16 protein-coding genes are annotated in these 15,995 nt (G+C 59.8%); 10 read left to right on the forward strand and 6 right to left on the reverse strand.

The annotated features are described in order from the left end of the window. Nucleotides 1-20 precede the first annotated feature (20 nt). Entirely contained in the window at nt 21-182 is a 162-nt protein-coding gene (locus A462_RS33370; RefSeq protein WP_008434728.1) for a DUF2986 domain-containing protein, read from the reverse strand. Between the two features lie 145 nt (nt 183-327). Between A462_RS33370 and A462_RS17940 the strand changes: the two genes are divergently transcribed. Further along, on the forward strand, nt 328-954 hold the full coding sequence (locus A462_RS17940; RefSeq protein ID WP_003215600.1) for a glutathione S-transferase family protein: 627 nt from the start codon (nt 328-330) through the stop codon (nt 952-954). A 95-nt stretch (nt 955-1,049) separates the two neighbouring features. Beyond that, complete coding sequence (locus tag A462_RS17935) at nt 1,050-1,676, forward strand: LysE family translocator (protein WP_003215595.1); 627 nt, start codon at nt 1,050-1,052, stop codon at nt 1,674-1,676. Here A462_RS17935 and A462_RS17930 read toward each other — a convergent pair. Continuing rightward, entirely contained in the window at nt 1,673-2,536 is an 864-nt protein-coding gene (locus A462_RS17930) for a sensor domain-containing diguanylate cyclase (RefSeq protein ID WP_008434731.1), read from the reverse strand. The two genes, A462_RS17935 and A462_RS17930, sit on opposite strands and share 4 nt — an antisense overlap. Nucleotides 2,537-2,845: 309 nt before the next feature. On the opposite strand from A462_RS17930, the gene A462_RS17925 reads away from it, so the two are divergent. Beyond that, entirely contained in the window at nt 2,846-3,418 is a 573-nt protein-coding gene (locus tag A462_RS17925; RefSeq protein ID WP_008434733.1) for a helix-turn-helix domain-containing protein, read from the forward strand. Nucleotides 3,419-3,435: 17 nt separating this feature from the next. Here A462_RS17925 and A462_RS17920 read toward each other — a convergent pair whose 3' ends face one another. Next, nucleotides 3,436-4,044 (reverse strand): LysE family translocator, encoded by a 609-nt coding sequence (locus A462_RS17920; RefSeq protein WP_003215589.1) that lies wholly within the window; start codon nt 4,042-4,044, stop codon nt 3,436-3,438. A gap of 114 nt (nt 4,045-4,158) precedes the next feature. Here A462_RS17920 and A462_RS17915 point away from each other — a divergent pair, with 114 nt between their 5' ends. From A462_RS17915 to A462_RS17890, 6 genes are all read left to right on the forward strand, one after another. Beyond that, nucleotides 4,159-5,022: a LysR family transcriptional regulator gene (locus tag A462_RS17915; protein ID WP_008434736.1), complete on the forward strand. Its 864-nt coding sequence runs from the start codon at nt 4,159-4,161 to the stop codon at nt 5,020-5,022. A gap of 101 nt (nt 5,023-5,123) precedes the next feature. Further along, nucleotides 5,124-5,663, forward strand: coding sequence for a kinase inhibitor (locus A462_RS17910; RefSeq protein ID WP_008434739.1), 540 nt, complete (start codon nt 5,124-5,126; stop codon nt 5,661-5,663). A 5-nt stretch (nt 5,664-5,668) separates the two neighbouring features. Then, nucleotides 5,669-6,478 (forward strand): helix-turn-helix transcriptional regulator, encoded by an 810-nt coding sequence (locus tag A462_RS17905; protein ID WP_008434741.1) that lies wholly within the window; start codon nt 5,669-5,671, stop codon nt 6,476-6,478. 153 nt (nt 6,479-6,631) lie between these two features. Continuing rightward, nucleotides 6,632-7,507, forward strand: coding sequence for an urea transporter (locus tag A462_RS17900; protein WP_008434742.1), 876 nt, complete (start codon nt 6,632-6,634; stop codon nt 7,505-7,507). Nucleotides 7,508-7,538: 31 nt separating this feature from the next. Next, nucleotides 7,539-8,363, forward strand: a complete 825-nt coding sequence (locus A462_RS17895) for an ion transporter (protein WP_008434745.1) — start codon at nt 7,539-7,541, stop codon at nt 8,361-8,363. A gap of 107 nt (nt 8,364-8,470) precedes the next feature. Beyond that, complete coding sequence (locus A462_RS17890; RefSeq protein WP_003210600.1) at nt 8,471-9,475, forward strand: sulfate ABC transporter substrate-binding protein; 1,005 nt, start codon at nt 8,471-8,473, stop codon at nt 9,473-9,475. A gap of 177 nt (nt 9,476-9,652) precedes the next feature. Here A462_RS17890 and A462_RS17885 read toward each other — a convergent pair whose 3' ends face one another. Further along, entirely contained in the window at nt 9,653-10,267 is a 615-nt protein-coding gene (locus tag A462_RS17885; RefSeq protein WP_008434747.1) for a DUF5666 domain-containing protein, read from the reverse strand. 178 nt (nt 10,268-10,445) lie between these two features. Here A462_RS17885 and A462_RS17880 point away from each other — a divergent pair, with 178 nt between their 5' ends. Continuing rightward, nucleotides 10,446-11,642: an MFS transporter gene (locus tag A462_RS17880; protein WP_032899318.1), complete on the forward strand. Its 1,197-nt coding sequence runs from the start codon at nt 10,446-10,448 to the stop codon at nt 11,640-11,642. A 157-nt stretch (nt 11,643-11,799) separates the two neighbouring features. Here A462_RS17880 and A462_RS17875 read toward each other — a convergent pair whose 3' ends face one another. Then, nucleotides 11,800-13,782 (reverse strand): M10 family metallopeptidase C-terminal domain-containing protein, encoded by a 1,983-nt coding sequence (locus tag A462_RS17875; protein ID WP_008434752.1) that lies wholly within the window; start codon nt 13,780-13,782, stop codon nt 11,800-11,802. Nucleotides 13,783-14,228: 446 nt separating this feature from the next. Then, the gene (locus A462_RS17870) at nt 14,229-15,725 is read right to left on the reverse strand and encodes a M10 family metallopeptidase C-terminal domain-containing protein (protein ID WP_008434756.1); all 1,497 of its coding nucleotides are present in this window, start codon (nt 15,723-15,725) and stop codon (nt 14,229-14,231) included. Nucleotides 15,726-15,995: the final 270 nt, after the last annotated feature.

The raw sequence follows: 15,995 nt of genomic DNA on the forward strand, positions 1-15,995 counted from the left end.
TAATGCTTAGGCCTTCTGGATCAGCTCTCAGAGGTAACAACAGGCTCATCACCGGACTCGGCAGCCAGCTTCAATCGGTCTGCTTTGCTGATGTATTTATCCTTTTTGGCCGGTGCCAATTTGGCGCTGGCCTTTTTGGCCTTGGCCTTGAACAGCTGCTGTAGTTTTTTTTGACGATTCATGTTTTCTATCCGGTGTGTAATCAGTGCTTGCCGGCGTGATTATCCATCTTTCATGCCTTTATCGAAGCAGATTTAATTCACGGCACTCCACAGCGCCACCGCGGTCTGTCCCTATACGCCTCTATTCTCGCCCAGCGGAGCCACCATGATCATCGTCCACCACCTCAACAACTCCCGTTCGCAACGTATCCTGTGGCTGCTCGAAGAACTCGGCCTGCCCTACGAGCTCAAGCGCTACCAGCGCGACCCGAAAACCAACCTCGCGCCCCCTGAACTCAAGGCGATCAATGCCCTGGGCAAATCACCGGTGATTCAAGACGGTCCCCACGTGGTGATCGAGTCCGGCGCCATCATCGACTACCTGATTCGCCGCCATGGCCACGGCCGCCTGCAACCGGATCCGGCCACTGCAACCTATGACGAATACGTGCAATGGCTGCACTTCGCCGAAGGTTCGGCCATGCTGCCACTGATGCTCAACCTGTACGTCGGGCGCCTGGGTGACGCGGGTGCGCCGTTGCATCCGCGTATCGAATCCGAGGTGGCGAACTACCTGGGTTATCTGGACAACGCACTGGGGCTCACGCCGTACCTGGTGGGTGACGAATTGACCGGCGCGGATATCCAGATGAGCTTCATCGGCGAAATCGCCCGGGCTCAGGGCAAGCTGCAGGCCTACCCGAATGTGGCGGCGTGGGTGCAACGCTTTCAGGAACGGCCGGCGTATCGCAAGGCGCTGGAACAGGGTGGCGCATACGCGTTCGCGAAGTAAAAGGCCAGGCGGTTCCGGCGGGTGTTCATCTGTATTGCGTTAATCCCCGGGATGAGGATTACTGTAGGACGCATCCGGCATTGAGATAACACAGCATGTTCGAACTCGCCCCCATCCTGACGTATGTCGCCGTGGTCATCGGCCTTTTCCTGATTCCCGGCCCAGCCGTGCTGCTGGTGATCACCCGCACCCTCCAGGGTGGGCGCAAGGTCGGGATTGCCACCGGGCTGGGGGTGGCCTCGGGCGACCTGATCCATACGCTGTGCGCGGCGCTCGGCCTGTCGGCCATCCTGATGACCTCGGCCGTGGCGTTTAACGTGGTCAAAATCGTCGGTGCCTGCTACCTGATCTACCTGGGCATACGTGCGTTTATGGCCAAGCCTGGCGCCACCACGCGCAAAGACCTGCCCACCGTGACCTCGACCCAGGCGTATTTCCAGGCGGTGGGTGCCGAAGTGCTGAACCCGAAAACCGCGATTTTCTTCCTGGCCTTCCTGCCGCAGTTTATTCACCCGGAATCGGGTTCTTCCCTGGCGCAGTTCGCGGTGTTGGGGTTGATCTTCTCGGGGCTCAGTGCGATGTACACCACGCTGATTTCGCTGGCGATTCGTCCGTTGAGCCAATGGATGGTGGGCCTTTCAAGGCTGCGCCGTTGGGAGGGAAAGATCATTGGGACGTTGTTCATGGGATTGGGGCTGAAGATTGCTTTCCAGCAGCGTTAATCGGTTGCAAACCGCTGCCTTTTAACCCGGTACATCTCACCATCCGCGTGGCTGAGCAGGCTGTCGGCATCTGCCCCATCCGCCGGGTAAAACGCTACGCCGATACTGCAGGACGGCATCTTGACCGCGCCAAACTCAGCGCTCAGGGGCTGGGTCATCACCGCAACTATCTGCTGCACTTTGGCCGACACGGCTTCCGGTGATTGAATATCCGTCAGCAGCACGGTGAATTCATCCCCGCCCATCCGGGCCACCAGGTCGCTCTCACGCACACACCCTTCCAACCGTCGTGCAATCACGCAAAGCACGCGGTCGCCCACGGCATGCCCGTGCACATCATTGATGGCCTTGAAGTCATTCACGTCCAGAAACAGCAAGGCCAGAGGACTTTTGTGGTGGTGGGCGGCTTGCAGGGCCTCGTCCAACCGGTCATTGAACAGCGAGCGATTGGTGAGAGCCGTCAACGGGTCGTGATGGGCGAGGAAACGCAGCTCTTCCTCCGCCTGCGTCAGGGCGGTTACGTCCCGCGCAACACCGATCCGCGCCCCCACTTCCTCGGACCAGAAGGCCGCCCACAGAATGTGCACCACACTGCCATCCTTGCGGATATAGCGGTTGCGGAAGTCGACGTGGGGCTTGCCATTCATGACCCGCACAATCGACGCCCGGGTGCGGGCCAGGTCTTCAGGGTGCATGTAGTGGGTGATCAGGGTGCCGGTCAGTTCCTCGGCGCGGTACCCCAGCAGCGCTTCGCAGGCATCACTCACAAACACGATCTGGTTTTCACTGTCGACCACGAACACCGTATCCAGCATCAAGTGGATCAGTTTGGGATAGAGGGCTTGCAGGTCAACGGGCATAGGTCTGGGGAGCGTCTGGTTCGGATTGGGCGATCATAGCCCGATCCCGAAGGATGGCGAAAAGGAATCATAGCGGCCCGCAGAATAGCCCCCGGCAATGTTGCTGCGCCAACTGCGTCGCCACCAGCAGGCTGCGCCACCCTTCAAGGTCGTAGGAGAGCGCCCGCCAGAGCAGCCATGGCCAATAATCGCAGAGGTGGAACACGCACCAGATCATTCGACACTCGGTTTTTATAATGAACGAATGATTGCTATGCTGAACACCCGGCGACAAAGCGTCAACCCATTTATGGATGATTTGAAGAACAAATGACCGACATAACGAACAATCTCAATCCAAGCCGAATCGACCTGCTGGCCCTGTCGATCAAGCGCGAACGCCAGGCCGCGGGGCTTTCATTGACTGAACTGGCAAAACGCGCAGGCGTGGCGAAGTCGACCTTGTCCCAGCTGGAGTCCGGCATCGGCAACCCCAGCATCGAGACCCTGTGGTCGTTGGCCACGGCGATGGGCTTGCAGGTGACCCGGTTCTTCGAACAACCCCAGCAACACCTGCGGGTAATTCGCGCCAACGAGGGCCTGACCACCTATACCGAAACCGGCCACTACGCGGCCACACTGCTTGCGGATTGCCCGGCGGGCGTGCGTCGCGATATCTACCGGCTAAAGGTACAGCCGGGCGAAGCGCGCCTGTCTCAGCCCCACCCTGCCGGCACCGTCGAGCACGTGCTGCTGTGCAGCGGCAGCGCGAATATCGGCCCGGCCGGTGCGCCTGTGCTGCTGCACGCCGGCGACTACATCAGCTACCTGGCGAATGCGCCCCATGTGTTCGAAGCACTTGAGGCGGATACCACGGCGGTGATGGTGATCGAACATCCCTAAGCCGCGGGGATGTGCCCTCAGGCATGGATAGGCAGGGCCAACCCGAACAGCACAAAAAAACCGCCACAGACTTTATTGAATCGGCGCCCGGTTCGCGCCAGCCAGGGCCGTACCCGGTGCGCGGCGCTGGCCACCAGGTACTCGACGATGAACTCCACCACGGCGTAGGTCAGGGCGATGGTGAGCGTTTGCGCAACGATGCTCCGGTGCGGGTCCAGGAACGGTGGAATAAACGCGGTGAACAGCAGCAAGGCCTTGGGGTTTGAGATCGCCGATACCAGCCCTTGGCGGAACAGCGGCCAGCTCCGCGAGCTGGTAGTTCCGGTCGCCTCAAGGCTGACCGGTGCCGCCCGCCACAGCCCGAAGCCCAGCCAGATCAGGTACAGCCCACCCGCCACCTTCAAGGCCGTGAATAGGCTGGCCGACGCCTGGATCAGCGCACCCAACCCCAACGCACACAGCGCCAGCACAATCGCAAAACCGAGCACGCCACCGCTGATGGTGAACAGCGTTTTGCGGCTGCCGTGAAGCGCACCGTGGGTCAGCGCCAATAACGCATTGGGCCCTGGCACCACCGAGATGCCGAAGCAGGTAACCAGGTAAAGCAACCAGGTATCAAAGGGCATGGATCCGATCCAGAAGGTGTTGGTTCAAGGCAGAATATTGCGGGTGAACAAGCGTCCATGAAAAGCGCATAATTCAGGCCTTAGCCATTCGATTAACGAATAGAGGTCAGCGCGATGCCCGCCAGCGATTTGCAACTCGATTGGCTCAAATGCTTTGTGGCCGTGGTGGATGCCGGCTCGTTGTCTGGCGCCGCCCACGAGGTCAACCGCTCGCAGTCCGCCGTCAGCATGCAGATGAAGAAACTCGAAGCCGCCCTTGGACGACAGCTCTTGAGTCGCGGCCCGAGGCACCTGCAACTGACTGCCGATGGCCAGACGCTGCTGAGCTACGCCCGGCGCATGCTCGCCCTGCACGCTGAAACCCAGGCGGCGTTTCACGGTGAAGAGCTGACCGGGCGCATCCGCCTTGGCGTTGCCGAAGACTACGCGGCCCGGTACCTCACGCCGCTGCTCAAGCGCTATTCGCCGCGCTACGCCGGTGTGGAAATCGAACTGACCTGTGAACAGTCGACCACGCTGATCCCGCAGTTGCGCAGCGGCGATCTTGACCTGGCGCTGGTGTCTCGGGACTCGCCCCAAAGCGGCACCTTCCTGTTCAAGGAGCCCATGGTGTGGGTAGGCTCACCCCAGTTCGAACTGTGGCGGCGCGACCCGATCCCCATCGCCGTCTACGAAAGCGCAAGCCTCGCCCGGCGGTATGCGGTGAACGCACTCACCCAGCAAGGGCGCGAATTCAAGGTGGTGTACAACAGCTCCAGCCTTGCCGGCCAGGTGGCCGCCGTCGAGGGCGGGCTCGCGATTGCCGCGATCACTCAATGCACCGTGCAGGATTCGCTTCAGGTACTCGGTGACGAGCACGGTTTGGGCAGCATTGAGCCCATGGAGGTTTCGATTCTGCGTAGCCGGGCGTCCCGCGGTTCCAAGGCGGTCAATAGCCTGCATGCGTTCATCATCCGGACGCTGAGGGTTCAGCCTTAGTGGGCAGAGCGTTTCGGCACAATCATCGAGCGCTTCGGCGCAGTGCAGTGCCCCTGCGCTGTTTAGGATCAAGGCTCAAACCACGCCTGGACATCACCGCAATGAAACTCAAAGCACTTGCCCCCGCGATCACCCTGATCATGGTCGCCAGCGGACACGCCGCCAGCTTCTCACTCAGCAGCCCGGACATTGCCGACCAACGCCCGCTGACGCACCTGCAGGAATTCAACGGCTTCGGCTGCAGCGGCGGCAACACCTCCCCTGCCCTGTCCTGGGCCAACGCCCCGGCGGGTACCAAAAGCTTCGCCATCACCGTCTACGATCCCGACGCCCCGACCGGCAGCGGCTGGTGGCACTGGACGGTGGTGAACCTGCCCGTCACCGTCTCCAGCCTGCCGAGTAACGTGGGCACCCACCTGCCAGCCGGGGCGGTGCAAGGCCGCACGGACTACGGCCAACCCGGCTTCGGCGGCGCCTGCCCGCCCGTGGGTGATAAACCGCATCGCTATCAATTCACCGTGTGGGCGTTGAAAGTCGACACCCTGCCGATCGACAATCAATCCAGCGGCGCCCTGGTCGGCTACATGCTCAATGCCAACAGCTTGGCCAAGGCCACAATCACGGCCCCTTACGGACGCTAGTCACGATGGATGTTCACGAAGGTCTGCGGCACCGGGAAAGCATCATCGAAAGCTGCGTGATCAGGGCCCGGCAACACCATACCCTGCAACGCGTGCCGATCTTCATGACCGCCCTGTGCCGCGTGCGACAGGGGCAAAAACTGATGCAGTGGGATGAGCGCGAAATGCGTGCCGGCCCACAGCACCTGATTCTACTGCCGGCGGGCCGCGAGCTTGGGGTGACCAACTTTCCCGGTGCCCAGGGTGACTACATCGCTGATGTGGTGTCGTTTCCGGTGACGGTGTTGCGTAACTTCGTTGCCCGGTATGGCGCGCAGTTCAAGGGCAGCATGCATGCCGACCTGTGCGTACGCCTGGACAAACAGACCCGACAAGCCTGGGACCAACTGCTGACCGCACTGAGCACCGGCGCCCCGGCGGCCCTGTGCACCCACTATGGCGAGGCCGTGTTGCTCTGTCTGTGCCTGGCCGGCCAGGCGGGACCGTTGCTGATGGATCGCAACGACCCCTTGAGTGAGCGCGTGCAGCGGTTGATCGGCAGCAACCTGTCCAGGGACTGGACCGTTGCCACGGTCGCGCAGCAGTTGAATCTGGGGGAGTCGACGTTGCGTCGGCAGCTGGCCAATGAGGATGCAAGCTTCAGGACCATCCTGGAAAATGTTCGGCTGGGGGCGGCGTTGCAACAGCTGCAAACCTCCAGGGATTCCATCGGGGAGATTTCCAGTGCGTGCGGGTATGCGTCGGCGTCGCGGTTTGCGGTGAGGTTTAAGTCGCATTACGGGCTTTCACCGCGCTCGTTGCGGGCGGCGATGTGAGGTACACACTACCTGAGTAGCCCATAACCTGTGGCGAGGGAGCTTGCTCCCGCTGGACTGCGCAGCAGGCCCATYTTTTGGGGCCGCTGCGCGCCCCAGCGGGAGCAAGCTCCCTCGCCACAAGATTCGGCGCTTTCCTGCAGATTATTGATCATGCCCAACCAACCCTGCCCCGACTGGGCCGAAGCCCTGCTCAACGGCTTCAGCCAGATATTCCTGCAGCGCCACCCGCTGTGTGGCCTGCTCTGCCTGCTGGCGATCCTGGTCGGCGCCCCGGCCCTGCTCGGCGGCGCGCTGCTGGGCGGTGTCGCCGGCTTGCTGACCGCCCAACGCCGCGGCTATCCCAAGGCCGAACGCCAGGCCGGTCTCTATAGCTACAACGGCGTGCTGCTCGGCTTGCTGATCAGCCAGCACTTCAGCTGGTCGGCACTGCTGCCGCCGTTGATTCTCGCCTGCGGTGGCCTCAGCGCAATCCTCACTCGCCAGTGGCTCAAACGCGCCGCCAACCCCGATGACCTGCCCGCCTACACCGCACCGTTTGTGGTACTCGGCTGGCTGCTGCTGGGCACCACCGCGCCCGCCGCATTTGCCGCCAGCGAACCCGGCACCTGGGCGCTAATCTGCGCGCCGTTCACAGGTCTGGCCCAAGTCATCCTGATGGACCACCCCCTCGCCGGCCTGCTGATCGCCCTCGGCCTTTTAATAGCCAGCCGCCGCGCGGCCTTGTGGGCGCTGACCGGCGCGAGCCTCGGCGTGTTGATCGCCCTGTTGATGGACGAGCCCGCCAGCGCCCTGCTCGGCCTGCACAGCTATAACCCGGCGCTGGCCGCCCTGGCCCTCAGCCAGTATCGTCGCCAACCCTGGCTGCCGCTGATCGGCATCCTGCTGGCGATCATCCTCACGCCCGGCTTCACCGGCCTGAACCTGCCCGCGCTGACCGCGCCGTTTATCCTCGCCACCTGGCTGGTGCGCGCCAGTCAGCGGGTGATGCAGAAAACCCGCATGGACAGCCCCTTCGAATCCCCCTAGGCTTCGCTGATCTTCGATTCAGGCGACTTCCATGGACAGCAACAAGCACTGGCGTGAGCGTCTCTACGTCATGGTTTTCCAAAGTGACACCCCGGCCGGCCGACGCTTCGACAGCACCCTGTTGCTGATCATCCTGGCCAGCCTGGTGATCGTGATCCTCGACAGCATCCAGGCAGTCCACGACAACTACGCCAACGTGCTGGCCTATATCGAGTGGGGCTTCACCATCATCTTCGCCATCGAATACGGCCTGCGGCTGTATTGCTCGCCCAAGCCGTTGCGCTATGCCTTCAGCTTTTATGGGCTGGTGGATTTGCTGGCGATCGTGCCCGGGATCCTCGCGCTGTACTACAGCGACGCGCAGTACCTGCTGATTATCCGAATCATCCGGATGCTGCGGATTTTCCGCGTGCTCAAGCTCGGCCCGTACCTCAAGCAGGCCAACTACCTGATGTCGGCGCTGCGGGGCAGCAAGCAGAAGATCGTGGTGTTCCTGGTCAGCGTCTGCACCCTGGTCACGGTGTTCGGCACCTTGATGTACGTGATCGAAGGCCCGGAGCACGGCTTTACCAGTATTCCCAAGGGCATCTATTGGGCAATCGTGACACTGACCACCGTGGGTTTTGGCGATATCGTGCCGAAGACCCCGCTGGGCCAGGTGATTTCGTCGCTGGTGATGATCACCGGTTATTCGATCATCGCGGTGCCCACCGGGATCTTCACCGCCGAACTGGCCAACGCCATGCGCGGTGAGCAATTGCAAACGGATTGCCCGGTGTGCAAGAAAAACAGCCATGAGCCCAATGCAGCGTTTTGCTCACGGTGTGGCAGCGCGCTTTTCAAGAAACTGGAATAAGCAAAGTTCTTTTTAATCTTTAAGCGACTATGCGCCCCCCCGTTATAGTCGCTGGCATATTGCCCCCATGCGTTTCAAAAACCTTCTCGAACAACAAGGAATGAGCAGTGAAAAAACTCGTTAGTGCCTCTCTCCTGGCCGCCGGCCTCGCACTGGCTGGCGTCGTCCAGGCCGCCCCGGTCACCCTGCTCAACGTCTCCTATGACGTGATGCGTGACTTCTACAAGGACTACAACGCCGCCTTCCAGAAGCACTGGGCCGCCGAGCATCCAAACGACAAGCTGACCCTGCAGATGTCCTTCGGTGGTTCGAGCAAACAAGCGCGCTCGGTGATCGACGGCCTGCCGGCTGACGTGATCACCATGAACATGGCCACCGACATCAACGCCCTGGCGGACAACGGCAAACTGGTGCCGGACAACTGGGTTACCCGCCTGCCGAACAACAGTGCGCCGTTCACTTCGGCCACGGTGTTCATCGTGCGCAAAGGCAACCCGAAAGCCCTGAAAGACTGGCCGGACCTGCTCAAGGATGGCGTGCAAGTCATCGTGCCGAACCCGAAGACCTCCGGTAACGGCCGCTACACCTACCTCTCGGCCTGGGGTTATGTGCTGAAAAACGGTGGCGACGAAGAGAAGGCCAAGAAGTTCGTGGGTGACCTGTTCAAGCACGCACCCGTGCTGGACACCGGTGGCCGTGCCGCTACCACCACGTTCATGACCAACCAGATCGGCGACGTGCTGGTGACCTTTGAGAACGAAGCAGAAATGATCGCCCGTGAATTCGGCCGTGATCAGTTCGAAGTGATCTACCCGAGCGTTTCCGCAGAAGCTGAGCCGCCAGTGTCGATCGTCGACAAAGTGGTCGAGAAGAAAGGCACCAAAGTGGCTGCCGAAGAATACCTGAAGTACCTGTGGTCGCCGGAAGGCCAGGAAATTGCCGCCAACAACTACCTGCGTCCACGTGACCCGAAAGTGCTGGCCAAGTACACCGACCGTTTCCCGAAAGTCGACTTCCTGTCGGTAGAGAAGACCTTTGGCGACTGGCGCACCGTGCAGAAGACCCACTTCAATGATGGCGGGGTTTTTGACCAGATCTACTCCGGGCAGTAATCCGCACCCTGATCGCTGATCGTTCCCACGCGCGGATCGTTCCCACGCTCCGCGTGGGAATGCATCATAGGACGCTCCGCGTCCAGGTCGCGCCGCAAGACCTGGACCGTGCTGGGGACGCAGAGCGTCACTGGATGTATTCCCACGCGGAGCGTGGGAACGATCTATCTACAGCCGTTACATCGGCGGTGTCACGCCATCCTTACCCGCGGAAATCGCCTGGGCCGTCACGCTCCCGTCCGCGCCCTTCGCCGCAAACATCACCACCTTCACCCCAGGCTTCAGCAAGCTGCGATCACCCGGCTCCAGGTTGACGATCGGCACATCATCCGGCACCACGATCTTCTGCTCGCCGCCCTTGTACTTGACGGTCAACGTGCGGCCATTGCTCACCACCAGGTCACCCACGGTGCCGTTGGTCATGCTGCTGCCTTCCTTCAGGTCGAACGCACGGTGCCCATCGCCTGTACCGGCCATCGCCGGTGGGAATACATGCACTTCCAGCGCCGTCAGGGTGCCATCCGCGTTGGGCATGGCCGCCGAACCGATGTAACTGCCGGGCTTGATGTCTTCGATTTTTGCCAGGGTGACCGCACGCACCTGCGTGTCCTTGGTCAGGTGCACGGTGACGTCTTCACCGCTGTTGACCTTGACGTGCATCGCGTCGCCGTCCATCGCGGTAATCGCACCCCGCACGCCGACACGCGGGGCATCTGCGGCCTGGGCAACGCCCACGGTCATCAGCGCGGCCAGGCTGGAGGCCAGGAGCATCTTGTTGAATGTCGTCTTCATGGCAGTCGATTTCCTGTTTATGCAGTTGTGACTGAATGTATCATCGACCTTCAGCGCGAAAGTTAACGTTTCAGTCATTAATTCCCGGCATGAGTGTTATCACCACAGACAGGCTACTCGCGCCCGGGGCCAGTCTTTATCCTCGCTCGCCACAATCCTTCGCTTTTATGAGAACGCCATGAACGCCACGCCCCCCGCTACAAGCACGATGACCCGAGGCATGGTGATGCTGTTTGCGTTCTGTTGCGGCGCCATCGTCGCCAACATCTACTACGCGCAACCGATCATCGAGCTGATCGCCCCGGACATCGGCCTCACGCCGGCCATGGCCAGCCTGATCGTGTCCCTGACCCAGATCGGCTATGCCCTGGGCCTGTTCTTCCTGGTGCCGTTGGGCGACCTGCTGGAAAACCGCCGGCTGATGATCATCACCACCGTGGTGGCCATCGCCAGCCTGCTGGGTGCGGCGTTCACCGAACAGCCGAACCTGTTCCTGCTGGTGTCGCTGCTGATCGGCTTCAGCTCGGTGTCGGTACAGATCCTGATTCCGCTGGCGGCGCACCTGGCGCCGGCTGAATCCCGTGGCCGGGTGGTCGGCAGCATCATGGGTGGCCTGCTGCTGGGTATCCTGCTGGCGCGACCGGTGTCCAGCGTGGTGGCCGACCACTTCGGCTGGCGCGCCATGTTCATGGCCGCTGCGGCACTGATGGCGTTTATCAGCGTGGTGCTGATGCTGACCATCCCCAAGCGCCAACCGGATCACGCGGCCAGCTATGGCCAGTTGCTCGCCTCGCTGGGCACCCTGCTGCGCCGCCAGCCGGTGCTGCGCCAGCGCGCGTTTTACCAGGGCTGCATGTTCGCCACCTTCAGCCTGTTCTGGACCGCCGCCCCGCTGGAACTGTCCCGCAACCACGGCCTGAGCCAAAGCCAGATCGCCCTGTTTGCCCTGGTCGGTGCCCTGGGCGCCATCGCCGCACCCATCGCCGGGCGCCTGGCGGACGCCGGCCACACCCACCGCGCTTCGCTGCTGGCGATGCTGTTTGCCGCACTGAGCTTCCTGCCGGCCTTCGTGCACCCGCTGTACAGCGTGATCGGCCTGGCGGTGACCGGCGTGGTCCTGGACTTCTGCGTGCAGATGAACATGGTCCTTGGCCAGCGCGCCATCTACGCCCTCGACGCCAACAGCCGTAGCCGACTGAACGCGCTGTACATGACCAGCATCTTCATCGGCGGCGCCTTCGGCTCGGCGATTGCCAGCAGCGTGTACGAACACGGCGGCTGGCTGGGGGTGATGCTGGTGGGCAGCGCATTCCCGCTGGTGGCGTTGCTGCGCTTCTTGAGCGCCTCGCGGCAAGGGGCGGTGGCGACTGCCTGACCCACCTTACAACCGCATCAACGGCTCCAACGCCGCATCCGCCAGAAATGACGAGTGACGAGGTCAAGGGCTTGCTGACTGATTGGAAATTACCGCCCAGGGATTTATGGGCGGTATCCCCTCCAGGAGGATGGCGAGCGCCCTGGCGCGTTGCTTTTCAGCGCAGGTGAGTAGACAGACCGATCACGTCCTCTGGCCGGATCAAGCGTGTGCTTTTAAGCAGGAAGTTTGTCTGACGCCGTCCCAGTAAGTCGATGCCCACAAAGTAACGCCCGCTCTGCTGGTTGTATTTGACGACGGTATCTCCAATACGGCCCGTGTAGCTATCCACCAGCCGCAAGGGCGTTCCGACTTCTGTCATTAAACCCGTCAGATCAATTGTGTCTTGGCCACTGGTGAAATCCATGATCAGGTCAGCGTCGTCATAGGCCGAGTCGCTGGCCTTCTCATACCTGAACGTGTTTCTACCGCCCACACCCCAGAGCGTATCTCCACCTGCCCCGCCGGTGAGAACGTTATCCACCGTATTGCCTATGAGCGTGTCACGGCCTGAGCCGCCAATCGCATTCTCCACGGTGACACCTTTGGCTATACCAACGTTATTGCGCAAGCCGCCTACGCTGGAGGCTGCGCCCTCGCGCAAGTCGATGGTCTGGTTCTGCCGGAAGCCCGAAAAGTCCAGGGTGTCATCGCCACCTTTGTCCCTCACCAGGAACCTGGGAGCGCCACTCTGGGAATGCAGGCTAAGGAAGGGATCACCGGTGTTGGAGTTGAAGCCATAGACAGTATCGTGCGGAGCAGGAAAAGGTTCCGGATTCGGGTCCGGTTGAGGTTCTGGCTTGGGCTCTGGTTGGGGCTCCGGCTTGGAAACTCCAGGTTCGTGTGCCCCGCCAGTGACTATGTCACTTGCCTGAATGCCACCCACGCTCTTAATCAGAAAATCCGCTTTGCCCCTGCCAGTGGTGTCGAGACCCAGACTACCGTTTCCGCTGCGCGGGTCATGGCTCAGGACAATCTCGCCAGCACGCCCCGTAAACCGCTCAACAATGTTGAAATGCTTGATTGAGGTATTTTTCAATAAGCCCGAAAGGTCGATCTTGTCTGTGCCGCTGGTGAAATCCAGGATTTCGTCAGGCCTGGTGAGTGTCGAGTCACTCGCTCTATCGTAAGCAAACACGTCCGCGCCTGCGCCGCCTGTCAACCTGTCTGAACCCGCTCCACCCTTGAGCCGGTTGCCGGCCTCATTCCCTATGAGCTCATCGTCACCTGAGCCACCTGTGGCATTTTCAATGACAACGCCCTTGGCGATAGACACATTACCCTTCAAGCCACCCACATTGGAAAACGACTCCGCATTCAGGTTGATCTTCTGGTTCTGGGAAAATAGCGAAAAGTTCAGCGTGTCATTCCCGCCCCCGTCCCATACCGAAAATATCGGGGCGTCCTTCGAGGACTCAAGGCTGAAGTGGTCACGGTCAGTATTGGATTCAAAGCCATAAGTAGTATCGGTATTCCGAATATTGAGATTGGCCCCGTAGAGTTTCTGTACGGCAGCAATATCATCTTTCATTGGCGTTGAAGGTTCGCGCGATTTGAAGTCATGGCCCGTATGATTGGTTTCTCGCCAGTAACTCATCACGCTGTGGGCTCTGGTGTCCTGCGTGTATAGGGCATCTGCATAAGAGTGCACACTTTCACCATAGTCCCCAGGGTGGCCAAGCCCCAGGGCATGTCCCAACTCATGTATGGCCGTTGATAAAAAAACATCGCCATGCCGTGGGGCATCAGAAGCGCCTTTCGTTCCAACCGTAGTGCTCATATCACCGTACCAGCGATTAGGCAGCCCAGACACCCCGCCATTGTCATCGGGATTGGCCTTGATGGTTATTGAACCATCCGGACCTGGCGCCCCCTCCTTGAAGACAATATTTGTCACGTCCTGCCAAGACGTCAGGGCTTTGCGCAAGGACGCTTTCTGTTGCACAGAGAATTGATCGTCAAGGGTGAAGGAAAGCTCAATTTTGTTATCGCCATTACGATCGTAATGCCTCGAACCCTCTCGCAGGATCTGCTTTGCAGCATCATCCGTGGTGAAGGTTTTTTTTGAGGTTGCGCCATCACTGGTAGTGGCCGCATTCAACGTAGATAGCTCATGACTTGATACAGGCGGACTAACGAAAGAAGCAGTGACTCTCATACAAACAACATCCTTTTAGTTGAGACTTTGATTCATCAGGAAACAGACTTTCAACGCGACTGTTTCACTTAACAGCCGCCTTAAAATCTCACATGAAAAAACCGAATGTCACCCCTACGAACGTTTCAATTTAAATATCCAAACAGCCAGAAACACATCGCCAATTTTTCAAGCGCACTATATTTATATTCAGAAGTTTCAGATCAGGCCAGCTCTGCATTCAATATGCGATACGAAGAAAACCGGAGACATATAAACCTACAATTAACCATCGCCCTAACCCGGGCATGAAAACAATCTGCTACACATCCGGCTGCTGCACCACGTGGTGCTGATGGCTGAGAGTCAGGCACTGGAAACAGGGCCAGACTCTGCCTTCACTCTGGCGGTTACCCAGGGGCGCCCGGCTGTTGAAGCAGACCTTTCAATAGCTGCAGCAACGTCGACAATGTCTTGGCGATCATCTCGTTCAACACTGCAAGCGTGGTCGTTTTCGAATCAGGCTCAGGGGGCGGCGCCGGGGACGGTACTACATTTGGCATGGGTAATGGCACCGGCTTGAACCCAGGCGTCGCCCCCGCCCACTGCACATCCGTCGACTTGATCTGGCCAACACTGTTGATCAACAACTCGGCTTTGCCACTGCCGTTCAGGTCAACTTCAAGGCTTGACCGGCCCGTGGCGGCGTCGTACTTGAGCAAGGCCTCGCCAGCGCGCCCCGTGAATCGGTCCGTGAACACCAGGGTGCCCACCCCGGCTTCTTTCAATGCGCCCGACAGGTCGATCTTGTCGGTACCGCTGGTAAAGTCCTCGATCAAGTCAGGATCCTGAGGCGTGGAATCACTGGCCTTGTCGTAGATAAACATGTCCGCTCCGCCGCCACCGCGCAACGTATCAGCCCCTGCTCCACCTTTGAGTCGATTGCCCGCCTCGTTACCGATCAGGGTGTCGCGACCGGCCCCACCTGTTGCGTTTTCAATTGTGCACCCCTTGGCAATCGAGACATTGCCCTTCAAGCCGCCCACGTCAGAGAACGACTCGGCATTGAGGTTGATCTTCTGGTTCTGTGAGAACCCTGAAAAGTCCAACGTATCGTCACCGCCGCCGTCCCATACGCAAAAAACGGGTTTGTCCGTGGCGCTCTTGAGCGTCATCGCCTCCCGCTCGGTGTTGGAGTTGAAACCATACGTGGTGTCGGTATTGCGGGTTTGGTGATTGGCCCCATACAACCGCTGCGCTGCCGCGATGTCGTCCATCATTGGCGCGGATGGATTCGAAGACTGAAAGTCGTGGCCGGCCTGGTTTTTCTCCGACCAGTAGCTCATGACGCTGCGCGCCTTGGTATCCCCGGCATAGACCGCGCCACTGTTGTAGGCAGAGCCGCCACCATTGTAGTTGCCTGGATGCTGCAGGCCGATGGCGTGCCCGATTTCATGTACCGCGGTCACCGAAAAGTGGCTGCCCAGGCCAGGTCTGCTCCCTGCTTTCAGCGTGCCTATCGTCGCGGTCGTGCTGGTGTTGGAGCGTGTAGGTGATGTGGCAACACCACGGTCACCGCGAGGGTTGTTTTTAATGTTTACCGTGCCGTCTGCCCCATCTGCCTGCTCCTTGAGGTTAATGTTGGCAACATCCTGCCAGGACTGCACCGCTTGACGAACGCGTTGTTGCTGCTGCGCGGTGAAACTGGGGTCGACGGTGTAGGACAGATCAACTTTCATGTCGCCGTTACGATCGTGAAACCGCAGGTTGTCCCGCGAGATCTGCTTGCCGGCCTGATCCGTGGTGTAGGTCGGCTTGGCTTTCGCGCCGAAGCCAGTCGGACCGGGGTCAGACTCCGGCAAGTTTTGAAGCATGGGCCTGATGGAGATCGCGTCAAAAACGTTCATGAGAAAGAGCACTCTTTATTAATTAATAGACGAGCCGGAACAATCGGCATCAGCCATTAAGCTCCCATGCATGGAAAGCACGGGACAGCGCTTATTTAGTTCTCATCGAAACACTTAAAAGCGATGAAACACCCGCTAAGAAACTCAATAAATTACTTGCAATTTCAACAACTGAACACACACCAGCCGTTGCGGCAGCGCCTTGGTTTATCAGAAAAAAAACAAAAATCTACACAATGCCGCCAATATGAATACTCCAAACCGGCATCA

Origin of the sequence: Pseudomonas sp. Ag1, from assembly GCF_000278565.1 — a bacterium.
Lineage (GTDB): Bacteria > Pseudomonadota > Gammaproteobacteria > Pseudomonadales > Pseudomonadaceae > Aquipseudomonas.